The organism is Amycolatopsis sp. Hca4, from assembly GCF_013364075.1.
In the GTDB taxonomy this organism is placed as follows: Bacteria; Actinomycetota; Actinomycetes; order Mycobacteriales; family Pseudonocardiaceae; genus Amycolatopsis.
In genome coordinates, this window is the sequence record NZ_CP054925.1 from 10,781,172 (window position 1) to 10,799,711 (window position 18,540).

Below are 18,540 nucleotides of genomic sequence, written 5' to 3' on the forward strand. Positions count from 1 at the left end.
TCGGACGTGGTTCGCAGGAATCCGGACATCGGCGCCACCCGCGTCGTGCGCGAACGCCACCGTGAACCGCATGACCGAGAACCCGAAGACCATCGCCTTCGTCGTGTACCCCGGCCTCACGCCGCTCGACCTCGTCGGCCCGCTGCAGGTGCTGAGCGCGCTCGGGCAGCTGGACCGGCGCTACCGGACCGTCGTCGTCGGCGCCACCAAGGACACCGTCGGCACCGACACGCCGCTGCGGATCGCCCCCGGCCACACCTTCGACGAGGTCCCGGCCCCCTTCGCGGTGCTGGTGCCCGGCGGGACCGTCCCGACCCTGCGCGCGATGGCCGACGAGCGACTCCTCGCCTGGCTGCGCACCGCCGCCGCGAGCGCCGAGCTGGTGACGTCGGTGTGCACCGGCTCCCTCGTCCTCGGCGCGGCCGGGCTCCTGGACGGCAGGCAGGCGACGACGCACTGGATGTTCCGGGACCTGCTGCCCGCCGTCGGCGCCACCCCGGTCGCCCGTCGGTGGGTCGAGGACGGCCCGGTGATCACCGCGGCCGGCGTCTCCGCGGGCATCGACCTGGCCCTGCACCTGGCGGAACGGCTGGCCGGGCGGCAGGTCGCGACGAACATCCAGTTCGCGATCGAGTACGACCCCGAGCCGCCGCAGGGCGCCCTGGACTGGGCGAACCAGCCCTACGGCGACCTGAAGCCGCTGCGCGAGCACACCCTGCGCGAAGGGCTCGCCGAAAACCCGGACCTGCTGGCGAAACTGCTCACGCACGCGTGAGGACGAACGTCGTCGGCCATCCGGGTGAGCGGGGTTTCCCCACTGCGTCGAAAGGTTAGATTCAGGTCGCTCGATCAGGTGATCTCGCGGGTGGGGTGTTGTAGCCGTGCGGTTCCAGGTCCTCGGGCCGTTGACGGCCTCCGTCCCGCTGCCGTCGGCGGCCCAGCCGCGGCGGCTGCTCGCGGTGCTGCTCGCCCGCGCCGGTCAGTTCGTCGGCCGCGACACGCTGGTCGACGAGCTGTGGCCGGACGGCGCGCCGTCGAGCGCCGCGGCGGTCGTGCAGGTCACCGTGTCGAAGCTGCGCAAGACGCTCTCGCCCGGCCTGGGCGCCGCCGAGGCCGGGCAGCGGCTGCGCTCCGGGCCGCGGGGCTACGCGCTGACCCTCGAGCCGGGGGAGCTGGACGCCGACGAGTTCCTGGCGCTGCTGTCCTCGGGGGCCGACGACCGCGCCCAGCGCCGCCGCGCGCTCGAACGGGCGCTGGCGTGCTGGCGCGGGGACGCGTTCGCCGACGTCGCCGGCGGGCCGCTGCTGGAGGCGCACAAGCTGTGGCTGGAGGACCGGCGCTCGGCCGCGCTGCTGCAGCTGGTCGAGCTGGAACTGGCCGACGGCGACGGCCGGTCGGTCGTCGAGCGGCTCGACCCGGTGGTCGCGGCCCGGCCCGCCGACGAGCGGTTCGCCGCCCGGCTGGCCGCCGCCCTCGGTGCCGTCGGCCGCCGCGAATCGGCGCTGGAGGTGCTTCGCCGGACCCGGCGGGCGTTGTGGGACGAGGCGGGCGTGTGGCCGGGCGCCGACCTCACCGCGGTCTACCGCCGGATCGCGGGCACCGAGTGGACGACGCCGGGGCCGCCCGCCCAGCTCCCGCCCGCGGTGCCCGACTTCACCGGGCGCGCGGCCGAGCTCGCCGATGTCGCCCGCGCGCTGCGGGGCCCGGCCCCGGTCGTGCTGCACGGCGCCGCCGGGGCCGGCAAGTCCGCGCTGGCGGTGCAGGCCGCCTGGCGGGCCCGCCGCCGGTTCCCCGACGGCCAGCTGACCGCCTCGCTGCGCGCCGAGGACGGGACGCCTGCCGAACCGGCCGCGGTGCTGACCGGGTTCCTGCGCCGCCTGGGCGCGACCCCGGCGGAACTGGCCGACCGCGCCGGGCTGGCCGGGCTGTGGTGCGGCTACACCGCCGACCGGCGGCTGCTGGTGCTGCTCGAAGACGCCGCGTCCGAAGCCCAGGTGCGGGCCCTGCTGCCGAGCGGGCCCGGCTGCGCCACGCTCGTCACCGCGCGCCGGGAGCTGCCCGGGCTGTGCGGGGCGCGGGCGGTCCGGGTACCCGAACTGTCCACAGAGGACGCACGGGCGCTGCTCGCGGCGATCGCGGGGGAGCCGCGCCTGCAGGCCGAACCCGAAGCGGCGCACCGGATCGTCCGGCACTGCGCCGGGCTCGCGCTGGCCGTGCGGATCGCCGGGGTGAAGCTCGCGGCCCGCCCGGGCCGCAGCGTCGCCGACCTCGCCGCCCGGCTCGCCGACGACCGGCGCCGGCTCGACGAGCTGACCGCCGGCGACCTCGGTGTCCGTGCCGTGGTGACCTCGGCGCTGCGCGGAGCCGACGTCGCGCTGCTGGGGCTGCTCGCCGCGTTCGGCACCGCCGTCCCGGACTGGTGCGCGGCGGCCCTGCTCGACCTGCCCCTCGACGCCGCCCGCGACCGGCTGGACGACCTGGCCGCCGCCCACCTGCTGACCCCCGCCGGCCCGCGGTGGGTGGTGCCCCCGTTCGTGCGGCTGGTGCTGGCCGAGCACCCGGGGGAGGTGGATCGCGCAGCGCTGCGCCGGGCCTGTGAGACCGCGCTCGCCTGCGCCGAACACGCCCGCGGCCGTCCGGCACCCGGCTTGCCCAGGCCGGATCCGGCGGTCGTGCGCGGGATCGCGGCCGACCCGCCCGCGGAGACCGCCCACCTGGCCGCCGCCGTCCGGCTGGCCGGCGCGCACGGCTGGCACGAGCTGACCGAACGGCTCGCCGACGCCTGCACCGCGCTGGCCGGCACGCCGTGGCTCGGCCACGCCGCCCGCGCCGTCTCGGTGCTCGGGCTGGCCGCGGCCCGCCGCCGCCAGGACCCGCGGGCGGAGGCCGAGAAGCTCTACAACCTCGGCGCGGTGCACGGCCAGCACGGCCACTGGCAGCGGGCGCAGGCCTACTTCGTGATGGCCGAGCACCGCTACCGCGCCCTGGCCGACCCGCAGGGCACCGGCGCGGTGCTGGCCGCGCTCGCCGACGTCCACCTCGACGGCGGCGACCCGCTGACGGCCGAGGCCGAGCTGCGGGAAGCCCTCGTCCTGCTGCGTGAGTGCGGGGACCGCCGCGGGCAGGCCGCCGCGGCGGCCCAGCTCGGCTCGCTGGCCGAGGACGTCGGTGACGTGCGGCGGGCGATCGAGAGCTTCGAGGTGAGCATGCTGCTCGCGCGGGAGTGCGACGACGGCCGCGAGCACGACCAGGCCGCCAAGCGCTACGCCGACGTGCTGCGCCGGCACGGCGGCCAGGACCAGGCGGCCGACCTGCTCGCCGGTGCGCTCGGCGGCGCCGTCCGCGCCCGCGAGCGCCACTGGGAGGCGCACGTCCTGCGCAGCCTCGGCGACCTGCACACCGAGGCCGGGGAAACCGCCGACGGAGAACGCTTCCTGACCCGTTCCCTGGCGCTGTTCGAGCAGATCGGGCACCGGCACGCGGCCGCCTACACCCACCGCAGCCTCGCCGAGGCCCGCCGCCGCGCGGGCGACCCGGCGGGCGCGCGGCGGCACCTGCTGCTCGCGCTGGAAGTCTTCCGGGAGCTGCGCGACCGCCGCGGCGCCGGGTACGCCCTCCTCGGCCTCGGGCGCACTCAGGCCGGGGAAGGTGCCGTCACCGAGGCGGAACGGCTGCTGCGGACTTCGGCGGAGCTGTTCCGCCGGCTCGGCTTCCCGCTGTGGGAACTGCGGGCGCTGCGCGAACTCGACGCCGTCACCAGCGGATCGCCGGACCGCGACCGGACTCGTGAAGTCTTGACGAAGATCAGGACCTGACGGCGTCGCGGCCCGGCGGGCGCGCCGGCGAGTTTGGCGAAGTTATGGCCGCCCCGATTTGGCTCACCGGCGTCCGGATCGTCGCAGGAGAGGAAGGCAGCTCATGCCGGGACAACGGATGCTGGCGCGGGTGGCACTGGGGCTGGCCGCGGCCGCCGCGACGGCGGTCTTCGCCACCATCGGCACCGCGTCGGCGACCGAGCAGGTCACCAAGCTCACCCAGGCGCAGGCCGCGTCGCAGCTGTCGGCGGCCGGGGTGACGCACTCGTCGAGCGGGAACTGCACCACGCGCTCGAACTCGACGTGCACGTCCTACGAGCAGATCAACCAGAGCACCGTCAGCGGGGTCATCACGCTGAAGCGGGCCAGCGGCTGCGCGATCAACATCACCGGCGGCACCGAGGTCGGCCACGCGTCGGGCACCTACAGCCACTACAACGGCTACAAGGTCGACATCTCGCACAACAGCTGCATCGACGCCTACATCAAGAACAACTTCGGCTACATCGGACTGCGCGGCGACGGCTACCCGCAGTGGAAGGCCGCGTCCGGCAACCTCTACTGCGACGAGGGCAACCACTGGGACATCACCTACTACACCTGCGGTTGCTGACCGGCCGGGGGCCTGCCGGCCCCGAGGGCGGCGGGCAGGTCCCGGTTACCGGGTGCGACGAGCGGGTATCTCTCCGGGTGGAGGTGACGAGATGACATCCCACCGCATTCCGGCTTCCCGCCACCGCACGGTGGTGCTCGGCGCGGCCGCCGGGCTGGTGCTGCTGGCCGGGCTCTACCTGGTGCTGGCCCCGTGGGTGACCGGCTTCGGCGGCGCGGGCGTTCTGGCGCTGAGCGACACGCTGGTCGGACTGGTCCTGATCGCGCTGGCGATCGCCCGTACGGCCACCCGCAGGCTGGCGCTGATCGGCTGGGTGATCCCCGTCCTCGGCGCGTGGGCCGCGGTTTCGCCGTGGCTGCTGCGGAACGGCGGGGAGACCCAGCCTTCGGCGGGCGCGCTGGTCGGCAACGTCGTGGCCGGGCTGGTGGTCGTGGTTGCGGGCGTGGCGCTGGCGCGCCGCGTCCGCGCTTGAGCGGCGGCTTCGGGGCGAGTCCGGGCCCGCGTGACACGGGGGGAGCGCTTGAGCCGCACCACGCGGGCGCCGGAAGTGACCCCGGCTCAGTTCTCGATCAGCACCCAGTCGCCCGCGCCGCCGCCCGGGCGGTAGGGGCTGTCCGCCCGCTTGGCCACCACGCCGGGGAGGCCGTGCTGGCGGCTGGCGCCGGCGACGGCCTCGCCGCCGCCCAGGAAGTACCTCGGTACCTGCCAGTGGCGGTCCTCGATGCCCAGGCCGTCCAGCAGCTCCCGGCGTTTCGTGTAGGGCAGCTCGAGCGTGGGACGGCCGTCGAAGTGCAGGACGTCGGAGGCGAAGTAGAAGACCGGGCAGCCGACCTTGAGGCGCTTGGCCGCCGCCGCGTCGGCGCGGCGGCGCTCGTCGAGACCGGCCGGGTACGGCCTGCCGTCCTTCATCACCACGACTTCGCCGTCCAGCAGCACCTCCGTCGACCCGAGCTGCTCGCCCAGCTTGTGCAGCTCCGGGTAGCGGTCGGTGACGTCGGCGCCGGTGCCGTCGTGGGCGGTGACGCGGCCGCCGCAGACCAGCAGCATCGTGCGCAGGCCGCCCCAGGCGAACTCGTAGGCCCACTCGTCGTCGTCCGCCGGCAGCTCGCCCGGTCCGGCCGTCATCGGCTCGAGGAACTCGGGGGCGTCTTCGTGGCCGGGGTCGGCCGGGTCGAGGCGGCGCAGCGTCCAGTCGCGGCCGTCCTCGTCGTGCCGGTTCTGGAACAGGTACTTGCCGCGGGTGCGGGCGCCGTGGAAGACCACCTCGACCTTGTGGTCGTTCCAGTGCAGCGTTTCGTACGTCCCGGTGTCCCACACCGTCATCCAGCCGCCGCCGTACTCGCCCGCGGGGATCTCACCGGAGAACGTGAGGTACTCCAGAGGGTGGTCTTCGGTGTGCACGGCGAGCCGGGGCACGCCGGGGGAGAGCGGCAGGCCCTTCGGCACCGCCCACGACACGAGCACGCCGTCGCGTTCCAGCCGGAAGTCCCAGTGCAGCCGGGTGGCGTGGTGCTCCTGGATGACGAAGAGGGTGTCGTTCCCCGGCACGGGCGGGCCGTCCGGCCAGGGTTCGGGGGTGCGGTCGCGGGCCCTCTTGCGGCGGTATTCCTCGAGTCTGTCGGCTTTCTCGGCCATGGCCGCCCCAGTACCCCTTCCGCTCGAAGAGCTTCCAGGGTACCGGGGTGCGGGCCTCAGTCCGTCTCGGCCATTGCTTCGGCGAACTGCGCCGCATACAGCCGCGCGTACGCACCACCGCTGTGCAGCAGCGTTTCGTGATCGCCCTGTTCGACGATGCGCCCGTTCTCCATCACCAGGATCACGTCCGCGTCGCGGATCGTGGAAAGGCGGTGCGCGATGACGAAGCTGGTGCGGCCGCTGCGCAGCGAGTTCATCGCCCGCTGGATGAGCACCTCGGTGCGGGTGTCGACCGAGCTGGTCGCCTCGTCGAGGATGAGGATGACCGGCTTGGCCAGGAACGCCCGCGCCACCGTGATCAGCTGCTTCTCACCCGCGCTGACCGTGCCGCCCTCGTCGTCCAGCACCGTGTCGTAGCCGTCCGGCAACGTCCGCACGAAGCGGTCCACGTACGTCGCCTGCGCCGCCTCGACGATCTCCTCGCGGGTCGGGTCGTCCGCGCCGTAGGCGATGTTCTCCGCGATCGTGCCGCCGAACAGCCACGCGTCCTGCAGCACCATGCCGGTCTGGTCGCGCAGCTCCTCGCGGTTCATCTTCGCGATGTCGACGCCGTCGAGCGTGATCCGCCCGCCGTCCAGCTCGTAGAACCGCATCAGCAGGTTGACCAGGGTGGTCTTCCCGGCCCCGGTGGGCCCGACGATCGCCACCGTCTGACCGGGTTCGACGGTCAGCGAGAGGTCCTCGATCAGCGGCTTCTCCGGCAGGTAGCGGAAGGAGACGTCCTGGAACTCCACGCGCCCGCGGATCACCGCCGGCCGTTCCGGCGCAGCGGGCTCCGGCGCCTGCTCCTCGGCGTCGAGCAGCGCGAACACCCGCTCGGCCGACGCGACCCCGGACTGCAGCAGGTTCGCCATGCTGGCGATCTGCGTCACCGGCTGGCTGAACTGGCGCGAGTACTGGATGAACGCCTGCACCTCGCCGAGGGTCAGGCTGCCCGACGCCACGCGCAGCGCGCCGATCACCGCCACCAGCACGTAGCTCAGGTTGCCGATGAACATCATCGCCGGCTGGATCATCCCGGAGATGAACTGCGCCTTGAAGCTCGCCTGGTACAGCGTTTCGTTCTGCTTGTCGAAGATCGCCGCGGACTCCTCGCGGCGGCCGAACACCTTCACCAGCGAGTGCCCGGTGTACATCTCCTCGACGTGCGCGTTGAGCTTGCCGGTCGTCGACCACTGCTTGATGAAGTTCGGCTGCGCCCGCTTCCCGACCTTCGCCGCCACGACCGCCGACAGCGGCACCGTCAGCAGCGCGATCAGCGCCAGCAGCGGCGAGATCAGGAACATCATGATCAGCACGCCGATCACCGTCAGCAGCGACGAGACGATCTGCGACAGCGTCTGCTGCAGCGACTGCGCCAGGTTGTCGATGTCGTTGGTGACGCGGGAGAGCACCTCACCGCGCGGCTGGCGGTCGAAGTACTTCAGCGGCAGCCGGGCGAACTTGTCCTCGACCTGCTGCCGCAGCCGGTACACCGCGTGCTGCACCAGGGTGGTGGTCAGCCGGGCCTGGATCAGCCCGAAGAACGACGAGATGACGAACAGCGCCAGCACGATCAGCAGGATCCGGCCGACCTTGTCGAAGTCGATCCCGAAGCCCGGCACCAGGTCGACCCGGCTGTAGATGTCGGCCAGCGTGCCGTCGCCGCGGGCCCGCAGCCCGGCGACGATCTGCTCCTTGGTCACCCCCGGCGGCACCTGCTTGCCGAGCACGCCGGCCAGGATGGCGTCGGTGGCCTGGCCGAGGATCTTCGGCCCGATCACGGTCAGCGTGACGCTGGCCGCGCCGAACACGAGGACGGCGATCAGCGCGACCCGCTGCGGTCGCAGCAGCTGCAGCAGCCGCTTGAGGGACCCCTTGAAGTCCAGCGCCTTCTCGGGCGGCGCGCCGCCGCCCATGAAGCGGGCCCCCGGCCCGGCGGCCGCGGCCCCGGTGTTGCGGTGCCGTTGCGCGGTGGGCCGTTCGCCGGCGTCGGTGACGGCGGCTTTGGGCGTTTCCGTGGTGCTCACGCCGCCTCCTCGCTGGCGCTCGGTGGCGTCGCGCGCGACGCTGCTGTGTTGAATGGTGATCTCGCGAGCTCGATCACGCCGCCTCCTGCTCGGTCAGCTGGGACAGCACGATCTCCCGGTAGGTTTCGTTGCCGTCCATGAGTTCGTGGTGGGTGCCGGTGCCGACGACGCGGCCTTCGTCGAGGACGATGATCCGGTCGGCATTGCGGATGGTGCTGACCCGCTGCGCGACGATGACCACCGTCGCGTCCTTCGTTTCCGACACCAGCGCCCGGCGCAGGGCCGCGTCGGTCGCGTAGTCGAGCGCCGAGAACGAGTCGTCGAACAGGTAGATCTCCGGTTTGTGCACCAGCATCCTGGCGATCGCGAGCCGCTGCCGCTGGCCGCCGGAGACGTTCGTGCCGCCCTGGGCGATCGGCGCGTCAAGCCCCTCGGCCATCGCTTCGACGAAGTCCTTGCCCTGCGCCACTTCCAGCGCGTGCCACAGCTCTTCGTCGGTGGCCTCCGGGTTGCCGTAGCGCAGGTTGCTCGCCACCGTGCCGGCGAACAGGTACGGCTTCTGCGGCACCAGCCCGACCGCGCGGGCGAGCACCGCCGGGTCGAGGTCGCGGACGTCGACGCCGTCGACCTTCACCGTGCCCTTCGTCGCGTCCATCAGCCGCGGGATCAGGTTGAGCAGCGTGGTCTTGCCGGTGCCCGTCGACCCGATGACGGCGGTCGTCTCCCCGGGCCGCCCGATCAGCGAAATGTCGCACAGCACCGGCTTTTCCGCGCCGGGGTAGCGGAACTCCACCTCGGACAGCTCCAGGTGCCCGTGCACCTCGCCCGGCCGGATCGGCGTCACCGGCGGGCGGACGCTCGACTCGGTGTCGAGCACCTCGCTGATCCGCTCGGCGCTGACCTCCGCGCGCGGCACCATCATGAACATGAACGTGGCCATCATGACGGCCATCAGGATCTGCAGCAGGTAGGACAGGAACGCCGTCATGGCACCGATCTGCATGCTGCCGGAGTCGATCCGCTGGCCGCCGAACCACAGCACGGCCACGCTGGACACGTTCATCACCAGCATCACGATCGGGAACATCAGCGCCATCAGCCGCCCGACCCGCAGCGAGACGGTCAGCAGCTCGTCGTTGGCGACGTCGAAGCGCGCCCGTTCGTGCTTGTCGCGGACGAACGCCCGGATGACCCGGATGCCCATGATCTGCTCGCGCAGGATCTGGTTGATCCGGTCGATCCGGACCTGCATCAGCCGGAACGCCGGCCGCATCTTGGCGATGATGACGCCGACGGAAACGGCCAGCACGGGCACGATCACCAGCAGCAGCGACGAGAGCGGCACGTCGAGGTTCAGCGCCAGGATGATGCCGCCGACGCACATGATCGGCGCGGACACCATCAGCGTCAGCGTCATCAGCACCAGCATCTGGACCTGCTGGACGTCGTTGGTGGTGCGGGTGATCAGCGACGGCGTGCCGAACTGGCCGACCTCGCGGGCGGAGAAGTCCTGCACCCGGTGGAACACCCCGGCGCGGATGTCCCGGCCGATCGCCATCGCCGTGCGGGCGCCGAAGTACACCGCGCCGATCGAGCCGGCGATCTGGGCCAGCGTGACGGCGAGCATCAGCGCGCCGATCCGCAGGATGTAGGCCATGTCGCCCTTGATCAGGCCGTTGTCGACGATGTCGGCGTTCAGCGTCGGCAGGTAGAGCATGGCGATCGTCTGGACCAGCTGGAGCAGCACGATCACCCACAGGGTGCCCCGGTACGGGCGCAGGTGGCTGCGGAGGAGCTTGACTAGCACAACGATTCCCCCAGTGGAGTGGTGGTGGTGTTCGGTTCGGGTTTCCGTTCGGTGCCGCCGGTCAGGGTCGGCATCCCGGCGGCCAGCTCGTCCAGCAGCCGCTCCAGGGTCGGCAGGAGCGGTTCGCCCTCGGTGAACCAGTTCACGAAGGCGACGCGGACGGCGCTTTCCACCGAGGAGGCCATCAGCCGGCACAGCAGGTGGTCCACACCGCCCACCCGGTTCGCGATCGTTTCGGCCAGGACCCGCTCGACCGCCGCGTGGGCGTTCAGGAATTCGCCACGCAGCACGAGCTGGCCCATCAGCTCCCGGATACGCGCAACATACGCGCGATCGGGCTCGCCTTCACGCGAATATTGCTCGAGCACCGCGTGCTTGACCGACTCCCAGAGCGGCTCGTCGGCCGGCCGCGCGAGCAGCGCCTCGCGCATCCCCTCGTGCCGGTCGACGATGATCGCGCAGACCGCCTGCTCCTTGCTGGAGAAGTAGTTGTTGAATGTGCGGGGCGAGACACCGACCTCGGTCGCGATGTCCTCCACCCGGACGTTCTCCAGCCCCCGCTCCAGCGTCAGCCGCAGGGCGGCCTGCGCGAGTGCCCGGCGGGCTTCGCGCTTCTTCCGCTCGCGCAGGGTCAGCTGGGGTGGTGGTTCCGGCGGCATGTGCAGAGTGTAGCGAAAAACTTGCGTGCCCCGCAAAAAATTGCGTGACACGCAAAGTTGGGACGAAACGGACATCGACCTGGGCGTTTGCGCTCAGGGCCTGCCTCAGCTGCGGGTTCGAGGGCCGTATGCGCTCTGTTGCGACCCGCAATTTGCAAATTTGCACCGAATGGCCTAACCCACTGCGCTCACCAGCGGCGACGCTCCGAATTCACGGTCACGGGCAGCGATCGCACGCGGACCGGCTGTGGACATCCCACGAACCTTTCTGCTTGCATGTGCCGCATCGCCGCCGGGGGGCGGCGACGCACCGTCGTTCTCGTACCTGATCAAGGAAGAAGTGGGACCACATGGCGAGCCGGGCCCGGGAACTCCTGGATCGATCACGCGTCCTGCTGGACCGCTCGCGCGTCGCCGCCGCGCAGTTCCTCACCGCGCCGCCGAAGCACCCCGGGTACGAACTCCCGGTGGGTCCGGCTTCCGTGGCGCCGACCCGGCCGGAACCGGAACCGGAACTGGAACCGGTGACGGCGCCCGCCGGCGAAGGCGTGCTGGCCGAGATCTGCGCCAGCGTCGCCCTGCGTGATCTCAACCTGCTCGACCAGCTGCTCGCGCGGCTGGAGGAGCTGGAGGCGGGGGAGGAGGACCACCACCGCCTCGCCGAGCTCTACCAGCTCGACCACCTCGCCACGCGGCTGCGGCGCAACGCGGAGAACCTGCGCGTGCTGGCCGGGCAGGACACCGCCGACGACGCCGCCCGCGCGACCTCGGTGCTCGACCTGATGCGCGCGGCGATGTCGTCGATCAACCACTACGCCCGGATCACCATCGGCCGGGTGGTCAACCTCGGCGTCGTCGGCTTCGCCGCGGAGGACCTGGGCCGGGTGCTGGCGGAGCTGTTCGACAACGCCGCCAACCAGTCCTCGCCCAGCTCGCCGGTGCACGTGAGCGCGCACCTGACCGAGCAGGGCAGCGTGCTCGTCCGGATCGAGGACGAGGGCATCGGCATCCCCGCCGACCGCATCGGCGACCTGAACGCGCGGCTGGCCGCGGGCGGCGACCTCGACGACGCCGCGGCGCGGCACATGGGCCTCGCCGTGGTCGCCCGCCTGGCCGGCCGCCACGGCGTCACCGTCCGGCTCGACCGGCGCAGCCCGCACGGCACCGTGGCCACCGTCCTGCTGCCCACCGGTGTCGTCACCGAACTCGCCGAGCACGCCTGGTCGGGCACCCGGACCGTCACCGTCGAACCGGTCAAGACCGCGGCCGGTCCCGAGCCGGCCACCGTCGGCGGGCTGCCGCGCCGCCGCGCCGGCACCTTCCCCCGGGAGACGCCGGAGCCGCTCGCGCCGCGCAAGCCCACCCCGCGGCCGCGCCCGGTCGAGGGCATCGTCGGCGGCACCACGGCCAACGGCCTGCCGCGCCGCGTGCCCGGCAGCATCCGCGGTGCCGCACCGGAGCCGCCGCCACCACCCCCGCCTGCCGGGAACGCCGAGAACGCCGGCCACGAACAGCTGCTGGCCGACCTCGGCGCGTTCGCCGACGGCGAGCAGGCGGCCCTCGCGGAGAACCGCGCCCGCCACGACGAAACGCCCGGAGGAACCGCCCGGTGAGCGCTCCCCAGTCGGCCACGGCGAACTTCGCCTGGCTGCTCGACGACTTCGTGCGCAAGGTCCACGGCGTCAGCCACGCGCTGATCATGAGCGTGGACGGCTTCCCGCTCACCGCGTCGGACTCCGTCGGCGAGGCCGAGGCCGAACAGCTCGCCGCGATCGCCAGCGGCCTGCTCTCGCTGGCCGGCAACAGCGCGGCGCTGTTCGGCAAGGGTGCCTGCGAGCAGATCATCATCCGGCTCACCCACGGCTACTTCCTGTTCATGGGCATCGGGTCCGGCGCCGGGCTCGCGGTGCTGACCTCGGGCGAGGCCGACATGAAGGTGGTCGCCTACGAGATGACCCAGTTCATCACCAACGCCGGCCACGCGCTCACCCCCGAGGTGCGCGCCGAACTGCGCCAGGTGCTGACCGCGCGCCGGCCCCGGGGTTGATGGACGTGCCTCACGATTCTTCCGGGGGTCCTGGTGGCGCCGCCCCAGGCCCGGAGCGGAGCTCCGGCACGCAGCACGAGGATGTGATCCCCATGTCCGAAAAGGACACCGCGTTACCGCGCCGGAGCCGCCGCATCCGCGCGTACGCGCTCACCGGCGGCCGCACCGGCACGCGCCACCAGCTGCTGGTGGAGACGCTGATCTCGGTGCCGCAGTACGACCCGGCGCTGAGTGACACGCTCATGCCCGAGTCGCGTTCGCTCTACGAACGCGCCCGCGTGCGGTGCTCGGTCGCCGAGCTGTCGGTCGGGCTGGACCTGCCGCTGGGTGTGGTGCGGGTGCTGCTCGGCGACCTCGCCTCCCAGGGTGCGGTGTTCGTCCACCCCACCGCGCACGCCTACCACCACGACACCAACGTGCTCGAGAGGATCCTTGATGGGCTCAAGCGGCTCCCCGCCTGAGGGCGATCTGCTGACGATTTCCGCGAAGATCGTCGTCGCCGGGGGCTTCGGTGTCGGCAAGACCACCTTCGTCGGTGCGGTGTCGGAGGTGCCGCCGATGAGCAACGAAGCGTGGATGACCGAGGCGGGCGAAGGCATCGACGAGATCCCGCCCGGCGGCAAGTCGACCACGACCGTGGCGATGGACTTCGGGCGGCTCACGCTGCGCCCGGACCTGCTGCTGTACCTGTTCGGCACGCCGGGGCAGGCGCGGTTCTGGTTCCTGTGGGACGACCTCAGCCGCGGCGCGCTGGGCGCGGTCGTGCTGGTCGACACCAGCCGGATCGACGAGTCGTTCGCCGCGATCAACTACTTCGAAAACGACTCCGAGCTGCCGTTCGTCGTGGCGGTCAACCAGTTCGAGGGCAAGCCGGTGCACGACCTCGACGAGGTGCGCGACGCCCTCGCCCTCGACCCGGCCGTCCCGCTGGTCACCTGCGACGCGCGCGACCGCGCGTCCACCATCGCCACCCTGACCGAGCTGGTCGGCCACACGCTGTCGCTGGCGGTGCTCTCCGGCCCGGCGGGCCGCGAGCTGGCCGGCAGCACCCCGCACGCCTGAGAAGGAGAACGAGCTCCATGCGCAGGGTTCTGATCGTCGGTGCCGGGCAGTCCGGCCTGCAGCTGGCCCTCGGGCTGCAGGCGAAGGGCTACGACGTCACGGTGATGTCCGCGCGGACGCCGGAGGAGATCCGGTCCGGGCGGGTGATGTCGACGCAGTGCATGTTCCACGACGCGCTGCAGCACGAGCGCGACCTCGGGATCAACCTGTGGGAGGCCGAGACGGTCAACGTCGAGGGCCTCGGCGTTTCGGTGGCCACGCCGGACGGCGGCCGCGCGCTCGACTGGTTCGCCGAGCTCGACCGCCCGGCCCAGTCGGTGGACCAGCGGGTGAAGATGGCCGGCTGGCTGGAGCTGTTCGAGGAGCGCGGCGGCAAGCTCGTCATCCACGGTGTGATGACGTCCGAACTGGACGCGCTGACCCGGCTCTACGACCTGGTGATCATCTCGGCGGGCAAGGGCGAGCTGGTCCAGCTGTTCGACCGGGTGCCCGAGCGCTCGCCGTACACGCGGCCGATGCGCGCGCTGTCACTGGCCTACGCCCACGGCGTGGGCCGCCGTCCGGAGCACCCGGACAAGCTGGGGGTGCGGTTCAACATCGTCCCCGGCGTCGGCGAGCTGTTCATGATCCCGGCGTACACGCTGAGCGGGAACTGCGACATCCTCTTCTTCGAGGGCGTCCCCGGCGGGCCGCTGGACTGCTTCGGCGACCACCCGGGCCCGGACGAGCACTTCCGGCGGCTGCTGGACCTGATGCGGCAGTTCGTGCCGTGGGAGTACGAGCGCTGCCGCGACGCCGAGCTGACCGACGCGAAGGCGACCCTGGCGGGCGGGTACACGCCGGTGGTCCGCCACCCGGTGGGCACGTTGCCGGGCGGGGCGATCGTGCTGGGCATGGCCGACGTCGTCGTGGCGAACGACCCGATCACCGGGCAGGGTTCGAACAACGCGAGCCACTGCGCGGCGACCTACCTCGACGCGATCGTCGAGCGCGCCGACCGGCCGTTCGACGCCGCCTGGATGGAAGCGACGTTCGAGCGTTACTGGGAGTACGCCCGGCACGTGACCGAATGGACGAACGCGCTGCTGCTGCCGCCCCCTCCGCACGTGCTCCAGATCCTCGGGGTGGCGGGGGAGAATCCCGCGGTCGCCCGCCGGTTCGCGAACGGATTCACCGATCCGGCGGACTTCCAACACTGGTTCATGGATCCGGCACTCTGGGAGAAATACCTGGCAGAGGTCTAGATCGCCGCCGCGGCGGACTGTCGCCGGGGGACGTTTCGGGCTACGGTTGTCACGTAGCGTGAAGACGACACCCCCGGAGGTGCTTGGCATGCGGGCGATGTGGAAGGGCTCGGTGTCCTTCGGGCTGGTCAGCATCCCGATCCAGATGTACGCGGCCACCGAGAACAAGAACGTCTCCCTGCGCCAGGTGCACGAGGCCGACGGCGGCCGCATCCAGTACAAGCGGTTCTGCACGATCGACGGCCAGGAGGTGCCGTACGCCGAGATCGCCAAGGGCTACGAGCTGCCCGACGGCGAGATGGTCGTGATCACCGACGCCGAGATGGCCGAGCTGCCGCTGGCCACCCAGCGCACGATCGACGTGCTGGAGTTCGTGCCGCTGGAGTCGATCGACCCGATCCAGTACGACCGCACGTACTACCTGGAGCCGCAGAAGAACGCGGTGAAGCCCTACATCGTGCTGCGGGACGCGCTGCACAAGTCGAGCCAGGTGGCCATCGCGAAGGTCGCGGTCCGGCAGCGGGAGAGCATGGCGGTGCTGCGCGTGCACGCCGACGTGCTGGTGATGACGACGATGCTGTGGCCGGACGAGGTCCGCGAGCCCGACTTCCCGTTCCTGCGCGACGACCCGCCGCAGATCCGGCCGCAGGAGCTCACCATGGCCGGGTCCCTGATCGATTCACTGGCCGAGCCGGTGTTCGAGCCGGAGAAGTACCACGACCACTACCGCGAGGCCCTCGAAGAGATGATCGAGGCCAAGGTCGCGGGCGACGAGACGACCAAGCCCGCCGCCGTCACCGCCAAGGCCGACGTCGTCGACCTGATGGCGGCGCTGCAGGCCAGTGTGGACGCCGCGAAGAAGTCGCGGCAGTCCGCTTCGGAGGGTGCGGGGAAGGCGCCCGCCGCGGCCGAGGTGTCCGATGAGGACGCACCGCCGGCCAAGAAGAAGCCGGCGGCGCGCAAGCGGGCGCCGAAGTCCGCCTGAGCGTCCCGGACGGGTGGTTGTGCCGACACGCCGGACCGCTGCCGGGTCCGCGCGCTTCCCGGTCCTACCGTGGGGGCACGTGGTCCACGAGCGCGGAAAGGCGGCCGGTCATGGAGTGTGCCTCTTGTGATGCGGGGATCGATCACTGCCACGGCACGCTGGTGGTCCACCCGGAAGGCGGATTCGCCGAGTGCACCGACCCGGCGTGCGCCGACGGCGACCGCGTGCGGCACGGGCTGATCGTGGACTGCCAGGGCGTCGGCGGCGGGTGCGAGTGCGCCACCGCGCCGCGGAAGTCCTTGCTCCGCCAAGCTTCCTGAGCCTCCCGCCAGGATCCGTGCGGGCCTTCCCGGCCGGGCTGTCGCCCGCCGGGGAGGCCTGCACGGCGTTCGGATCCCGTCAAGACGGTCACACGATCGTGTATGCAGCTGTGTACAGCGGCCTGGCGATGTGCTAACACTAACGGGGTCCTTCGGCTCTCCCTCCCCCTCGGAGCCGGAGGACCCTTTCATTTCCGGGCATCCCGCGCTGCGGGGTGTCCGTTGTGGATCCGCCGGCGCCGCCCACGGGGTGGGCCGCCGGTGTGTTTTTCACCGTCGAAAGGCCGGAAACGGCCGAACGGCCCGACGCGGACGGCTTTCGCCGCCACGCGCCGGGCCGTGGTGCGGTCTCGGGATCAGTACCAGTGCGCCCGGCCACCGATCCGGCGGCCGGTGCCGCCCAGGATGGCCAGTGCCACGCCGGCCACCGCGAGAATGATACCGATGGTGTACAGCACCGGGATGCCCACGATGAACCCGATGACAAGCAGAATCACACCGAGGATGATCACTTGACACACTCCTTCGCATGAGACCCGGCCCGGCTCCGTGCCGTCCGGGCGGATGCGCTCTCGCCGGGAGGATGGCCAGTTTCCCGATAAACCAAACTACGGCGAATGGAGCAACCTTGCGTCAGTACCGGTAGTGATCGAGCTTGTACGGACCTTCGACGTCGACGCCGATGTACTCGGCCTGCTGCTTCGTGAGCTTGGTGAGCTTCACCCCGAGCGCGTCCAGGTGCAGCCGGGCCACCTTCTCGTCGAGGTGCTTCGGCAGCCGGTGGACGTCGGTGGCGTACTCGCCGGGCTTGGTGAACAGCTCGATCTGCGCGATCGCCTGGTTGGTGAAGGAGTTCGACATCACGAACGAGGGGTGGCCGGTGGCGTTGCCGAGGTTCATCAGGCGGCCCTCGGACAGCACGATGATCGCGTGGCCGTCGGGGAAGGTCCACTCGTGGACCTGCGGCTTGATCTCGTTCTTCTCGATGCCCGGCAGCTTCGCCAGCCCGGCCATGTCGATCTCGTTGTCGAAGTGCCCGACGTTCGCGACGATCGCGTTGTGCTTCATCCGGCTCATCTGGTCCGCGGAGATGATGCCGAAGTTGCCGGTGGTGGTGATGAAGATGTCGCCGGTGGCCACCACGTCGTCGAGCTCGACGACGTCGAGCCCGTCCATCGCCGCCTGCAGCGCGCAGATCGGGTCGATCTCGGTGACCGCGACCCGGGCGCCCTGGCCGCGCAGCGCCTCCACCGCGCCCTTGCCGACGTCGCCGTAGCCGCAGACGACCACGCGCTTGCCGCCGATCATCACGTCGGTGGCCCGGTTCAGGCCGTCCACAAGGGAGTGCCGGATGCCGTACTTGTTGTCGAACTTGGACTTCGTCACCGAGTCGTTGACGTTCATCGCCGGGAAGAGCAGCTCGCCGTCCTTGGCGAGCTTGTAGAGCCGCTTGACGCCGTTGGTCGTCTCTTCGGTGACGCCGCGGATCTCCTTGGCCATGGCGGTGAAGCGGCCGCCGTCGGCGGCCAGGCTCGCGCGCAGGGTGTCGAGGATGATCCGGTACTCCTCCGGGTCCTCTTCGGACGGTTGCGGGACGACGCCGGCCGCCTCGAACTCGACTCCCTTGTGGACGAGCAGGGTGGCGTCGCCACCGTCGTCGAGGATCATGTTGGGGGCCAGCCCGCCGGGGAAGGCGATGAGCTGGTCGGTGCACCACCAGTACTCCTCGAGCGTCTCGCCCTTCCACGCGAACACCGAGGTGCCCGCCGGGGCGTCGACGGTGCCCTCCGGGCCGACGACGACCGCCGCGGCGGCCTCGTCCTGCGTGGAGAAGATGTTGCAGGACACCCAGCGCACCTGCGCGCCCAGGGCGACGAGGGTCTCGATGAGCACCGCGGTCTGGACGGTCATGTGCAGGGAGCCGGCGATGCGGGCGCCCTTCAGCGGCTGCGCGGCGGCGTACTCGCGGCGGATCGCCATCAGGCCGGGCATCTCGTGCTCGGCCAGCCGCAGCTGCGTGCGGCCGGCGTCGGCCAGGGACAGGTCGGCCACGGCGAAGTCGAGGCCGTTTCGGGTCTGCAGTTTGTCACTCATGCTTCGGTGCACTCCGGAGTTCGTCGGGATGCGCTCGGGAGGCAGCACGGAAGCCCGTGCGGACACAAAGAAGAAGGCACCTCCCTCGCGGGAGGCGCCCTTGGAGTCGTGGTCTCGGGCCGAGCGTGGCGGAAGTGGATTCCGTCGCAGCGCCTCTCGGCCCGGATCCAGGATGGCAAAGCCGCGACGA

17 protein-coding genes and 1 riboswitch are annotated in these 18,540 nt (G+C 71.6%); of the genes, 11 read left to right on the forward strand and 6 right to left on the reverse strand.

Features of this window, described 5'->3' with window-relative positions; all coding sequences use genetic code 11:
* The first annotated feature begins 70 nt into the window (after positions 1-70).
* From HUT10_RS48965 to HUT10_RS48980, 4 genes are all read left to right on the forward strand, one after another.
* Positions 71-775: a DJ-1/PfpI family protein gene (locus HUT10_RS48965; protein WP_176177456.1), complete on the forward strand. Its 705-nt coding sequence runs from the start codon at positions 71-73 to the stop codon at positions 773-775.
* A gap of 106 nt (positions 776-881) precedes the next feature.
* Positions 882-3,815, forward strand: a complete 2,934-nt coding sequence (locus tag HUT10_RS48970; RefSeq protein ID WP_176177457.1) for a BTAD domain-containing putative transcriptional regulator — start codon at positions 882-884, stop codon at positions 3,813-3,815.
* 103 nt (positions 3,816-3,918) lie between these two features.
* Entirely contained in the window at positions 3,919-4,428 is a 510-nt protein-coding gene (locus tag HUT10_RS48975) for a hypothetical protein (RefSeq protein ID WP_176177458.1), read from the forward strand.
* A 91-nt stretch (positions 4,429-4,519) separates the two neighbouring features.
* A complete protein-coding gene (locus tag HUT10_RS48980) occupies positions 4,520-4,900 on the forward strand; it encodes an SPW repeat protein (protein ID WP_176177459.1) in 381 nt (126 codons plus the stop codon).
* An 86-nt stretch (positions 4,901-4,986) separates the two neighbouring features.
* Here the strand turns inward: HUT10_RS48980 and HUT10_RS48985 are convergent, their stop codons facing one another.
* The 4 genes from HUT10_RS48985 to HUT10_RS49000 all read right to left on the reverse strand — a co-directional run bounded on the left by HUT10_RS48985 (position 4,987) and on the right by HUT10_RS49000 (position 10,598).
* On the reverse strand, positions 4,987-6,063 hold the full coding sequence (locus tag HUT10_RS48985; protein ID WP_176177460.1) for a DNA polymerase ligase N-terminal domain-containing protein: 1,077 nt from the start codon (positions 6,061-6,063) through the stop codon (positions 4,987-4,989).
* A 56-nt stretch (positions 6,064-6,119) separates the two neighbouring features.
* On the reverse strand, positions 6,120-8,132 hold the full coding sequence (locus HUT10_RS48990; protein WP_303247027.1) for an ABC transporter ATP-binding protein: 2,013 nt from the start codon (positions 8,130-8,132) through the stop codon (positions 6,120-6,122).
* A gap of 73 nt (positions 8,133-8,205) precedes the next feature.
* Complete coding sequence (locus tag HUT10_RS48995) at positions 8,206-9,939, reverse strand: ABC transporter ATP-binding protein (protein ID WP_176177461.1); 1,734 nt, start codon at positions 9,937-9,939, stop codon at positions 8,206-8,208.
* Positions 9,933-10,598: a TetR/AcrR family transcriptional regulator gene (locus HUT10_RS49000; protein ID WP_176177462.1), complete on the reverse strand. Its 666-nt coding sequence runs from the start codon at positions 10,596-10,598 to the stop codon at positions 9,933-9,935. Before HUT10_RS49000 ends, HUT10_RS48995 begins: the two co-directional genes overlap by 7 nt.
* Positions 10,599-10,948: 350 nt before the next feature.
* On the opposite strand from HUT10_RS49000, the gene HUT10_RS49005 reads away from it, so the two are divergent.
* The 7 genes from HUT10_RS49005 (at position 10,949) to HUT10_RS49035 (ending at position 16,256) form a co-directional block, all read left to right on the forward strand.
* Complete coding sequence (locus HUT10_RS49005; protein ID WP_176177463.1) at positions 10,949-12,211, forward strand: sensor histidine kinase KdpD; 1,263 nt, start codon at positions 10,949-10,951, stop codon at positions 12,209-12,211.
* Positions 12,208-12,645 (forward strand): roadblock/LC7 domain-containing protein, encoded by a 438-nt coding sequence (locus tag HUT10_RS49010; RefSeq protein ID WP_176177464.1) that lies wholly within the window; start codon positions 12,208-12,210, stop codon positions 12,643-12,645. The genes HUT10_RS49005 and HUT10_RS49010 overlap by 4 nt, the downstream gene beginning before the upstream one ends.
* Positions 12,646-12,737: 92 nt before the next feature.
* The gene (locus HUT10_RS49015; RefSeq protein WP_176177465.1) at positions 12,738-13,106 is read left to right on the forward strand and encodes a DUF742 domain-containing protein; all 369 of its coding nucleotides are present in this window, start codon (positions 12,738-12,740) and stop codon (positions 13,104-13,106) included.
* The gene (locus HUT10_RS49020) at positions 13,081-13,707 is read left to right on the forward strand and encodes an ATP/GTP-binding protein (protein WP_176177466.1); all 627 of its coding nucleotides are present in this window, start codon (positions 13,081-13,083) and stop codon (positions 13,705-13,707) included. The genes HUT10_RS49015 and HUT10_RS49020 overlap by 26 nt, the downstream gene beginning before the upstream one ends.
* Positions 13,708-13,724: 17 nt before the next feature.
* Positions 13,725-14,951 (forward strand): styrene monooxygenase/indole monooxygenase family protein, encoded by a 1,227-nt coding sequence (locus tag HUT10_RS49025; RefSeq protein WP_176177467.1) that lies wholly within the window; start codon positions 13,725-13,727, stop codon positions 14,949-14,951.
* A gap of 88 nt (positions 14,952-15,039) precedes the next feature.
* Positions 15,040-15,936 carry a Ku protein gene (locus HUT10_RS49030; protein ID WP_176177468.1) on the forward strand — a complete coding sequence of 299 codons (897 nt, stop codon included), beginning with the start codon at positions 15,040-15,042 and terminating at the stop codon, positions 15,934-15,936.
* 110 nt (positions 15,937-16,046) lie between these two features.
* Positions 16,047-16,256: a hypothetical protein gene (locus HUT10_RS49035; RefSeq protein WP_176177469.1), complete on the forward strand. Its 210-nt coding sequence runs from the start codon at positions 16,047-16,049 to the stop codon at positions 16,254-16,256.
* A gap of 356 nt (positions 16,257-16,612) precedes the next feature.
* On the opposite strand, the gene HUT10_RS49040 is transcribed toward HUT10_RS49035, so the two are convergent.
* The gene (locus HUT10_RS49040; RefSeq protein WP_004559113.1) at positions 16,613-16,768 is read right to left on the reverse strand and encodes a hypothetical protein; all 156 of its coding nucleotides are present in this window, start codon (positions 16,766-16,768) and stop codon (positions 16,613-16,615) included.
* Positions 16,769-16,889: 121 nt separating this feature from the next.
* The gene (gene ahcY / locus HUT10_RS49045) at positions 16,890-18,350 is read right to left on the reverse strand and encodes an adenosylhomocysteinase (protein ID WP_176177470.1); all 1,461 of its coding nucleotides are present in this window, start codon (positions 18,348-18,350) and stop codon (positions 16,890-16,892) included.
* 85 nt (positions 18,351-18,435) lie between these two features.
* Positions 18,436-18,514: riboswitch (S-adenosyl-L-homocysteine riboswitch) on the reverse strand.
* Between the last annotated feature and the right edge of the window lie 26 nt (positions 18,515-18,540).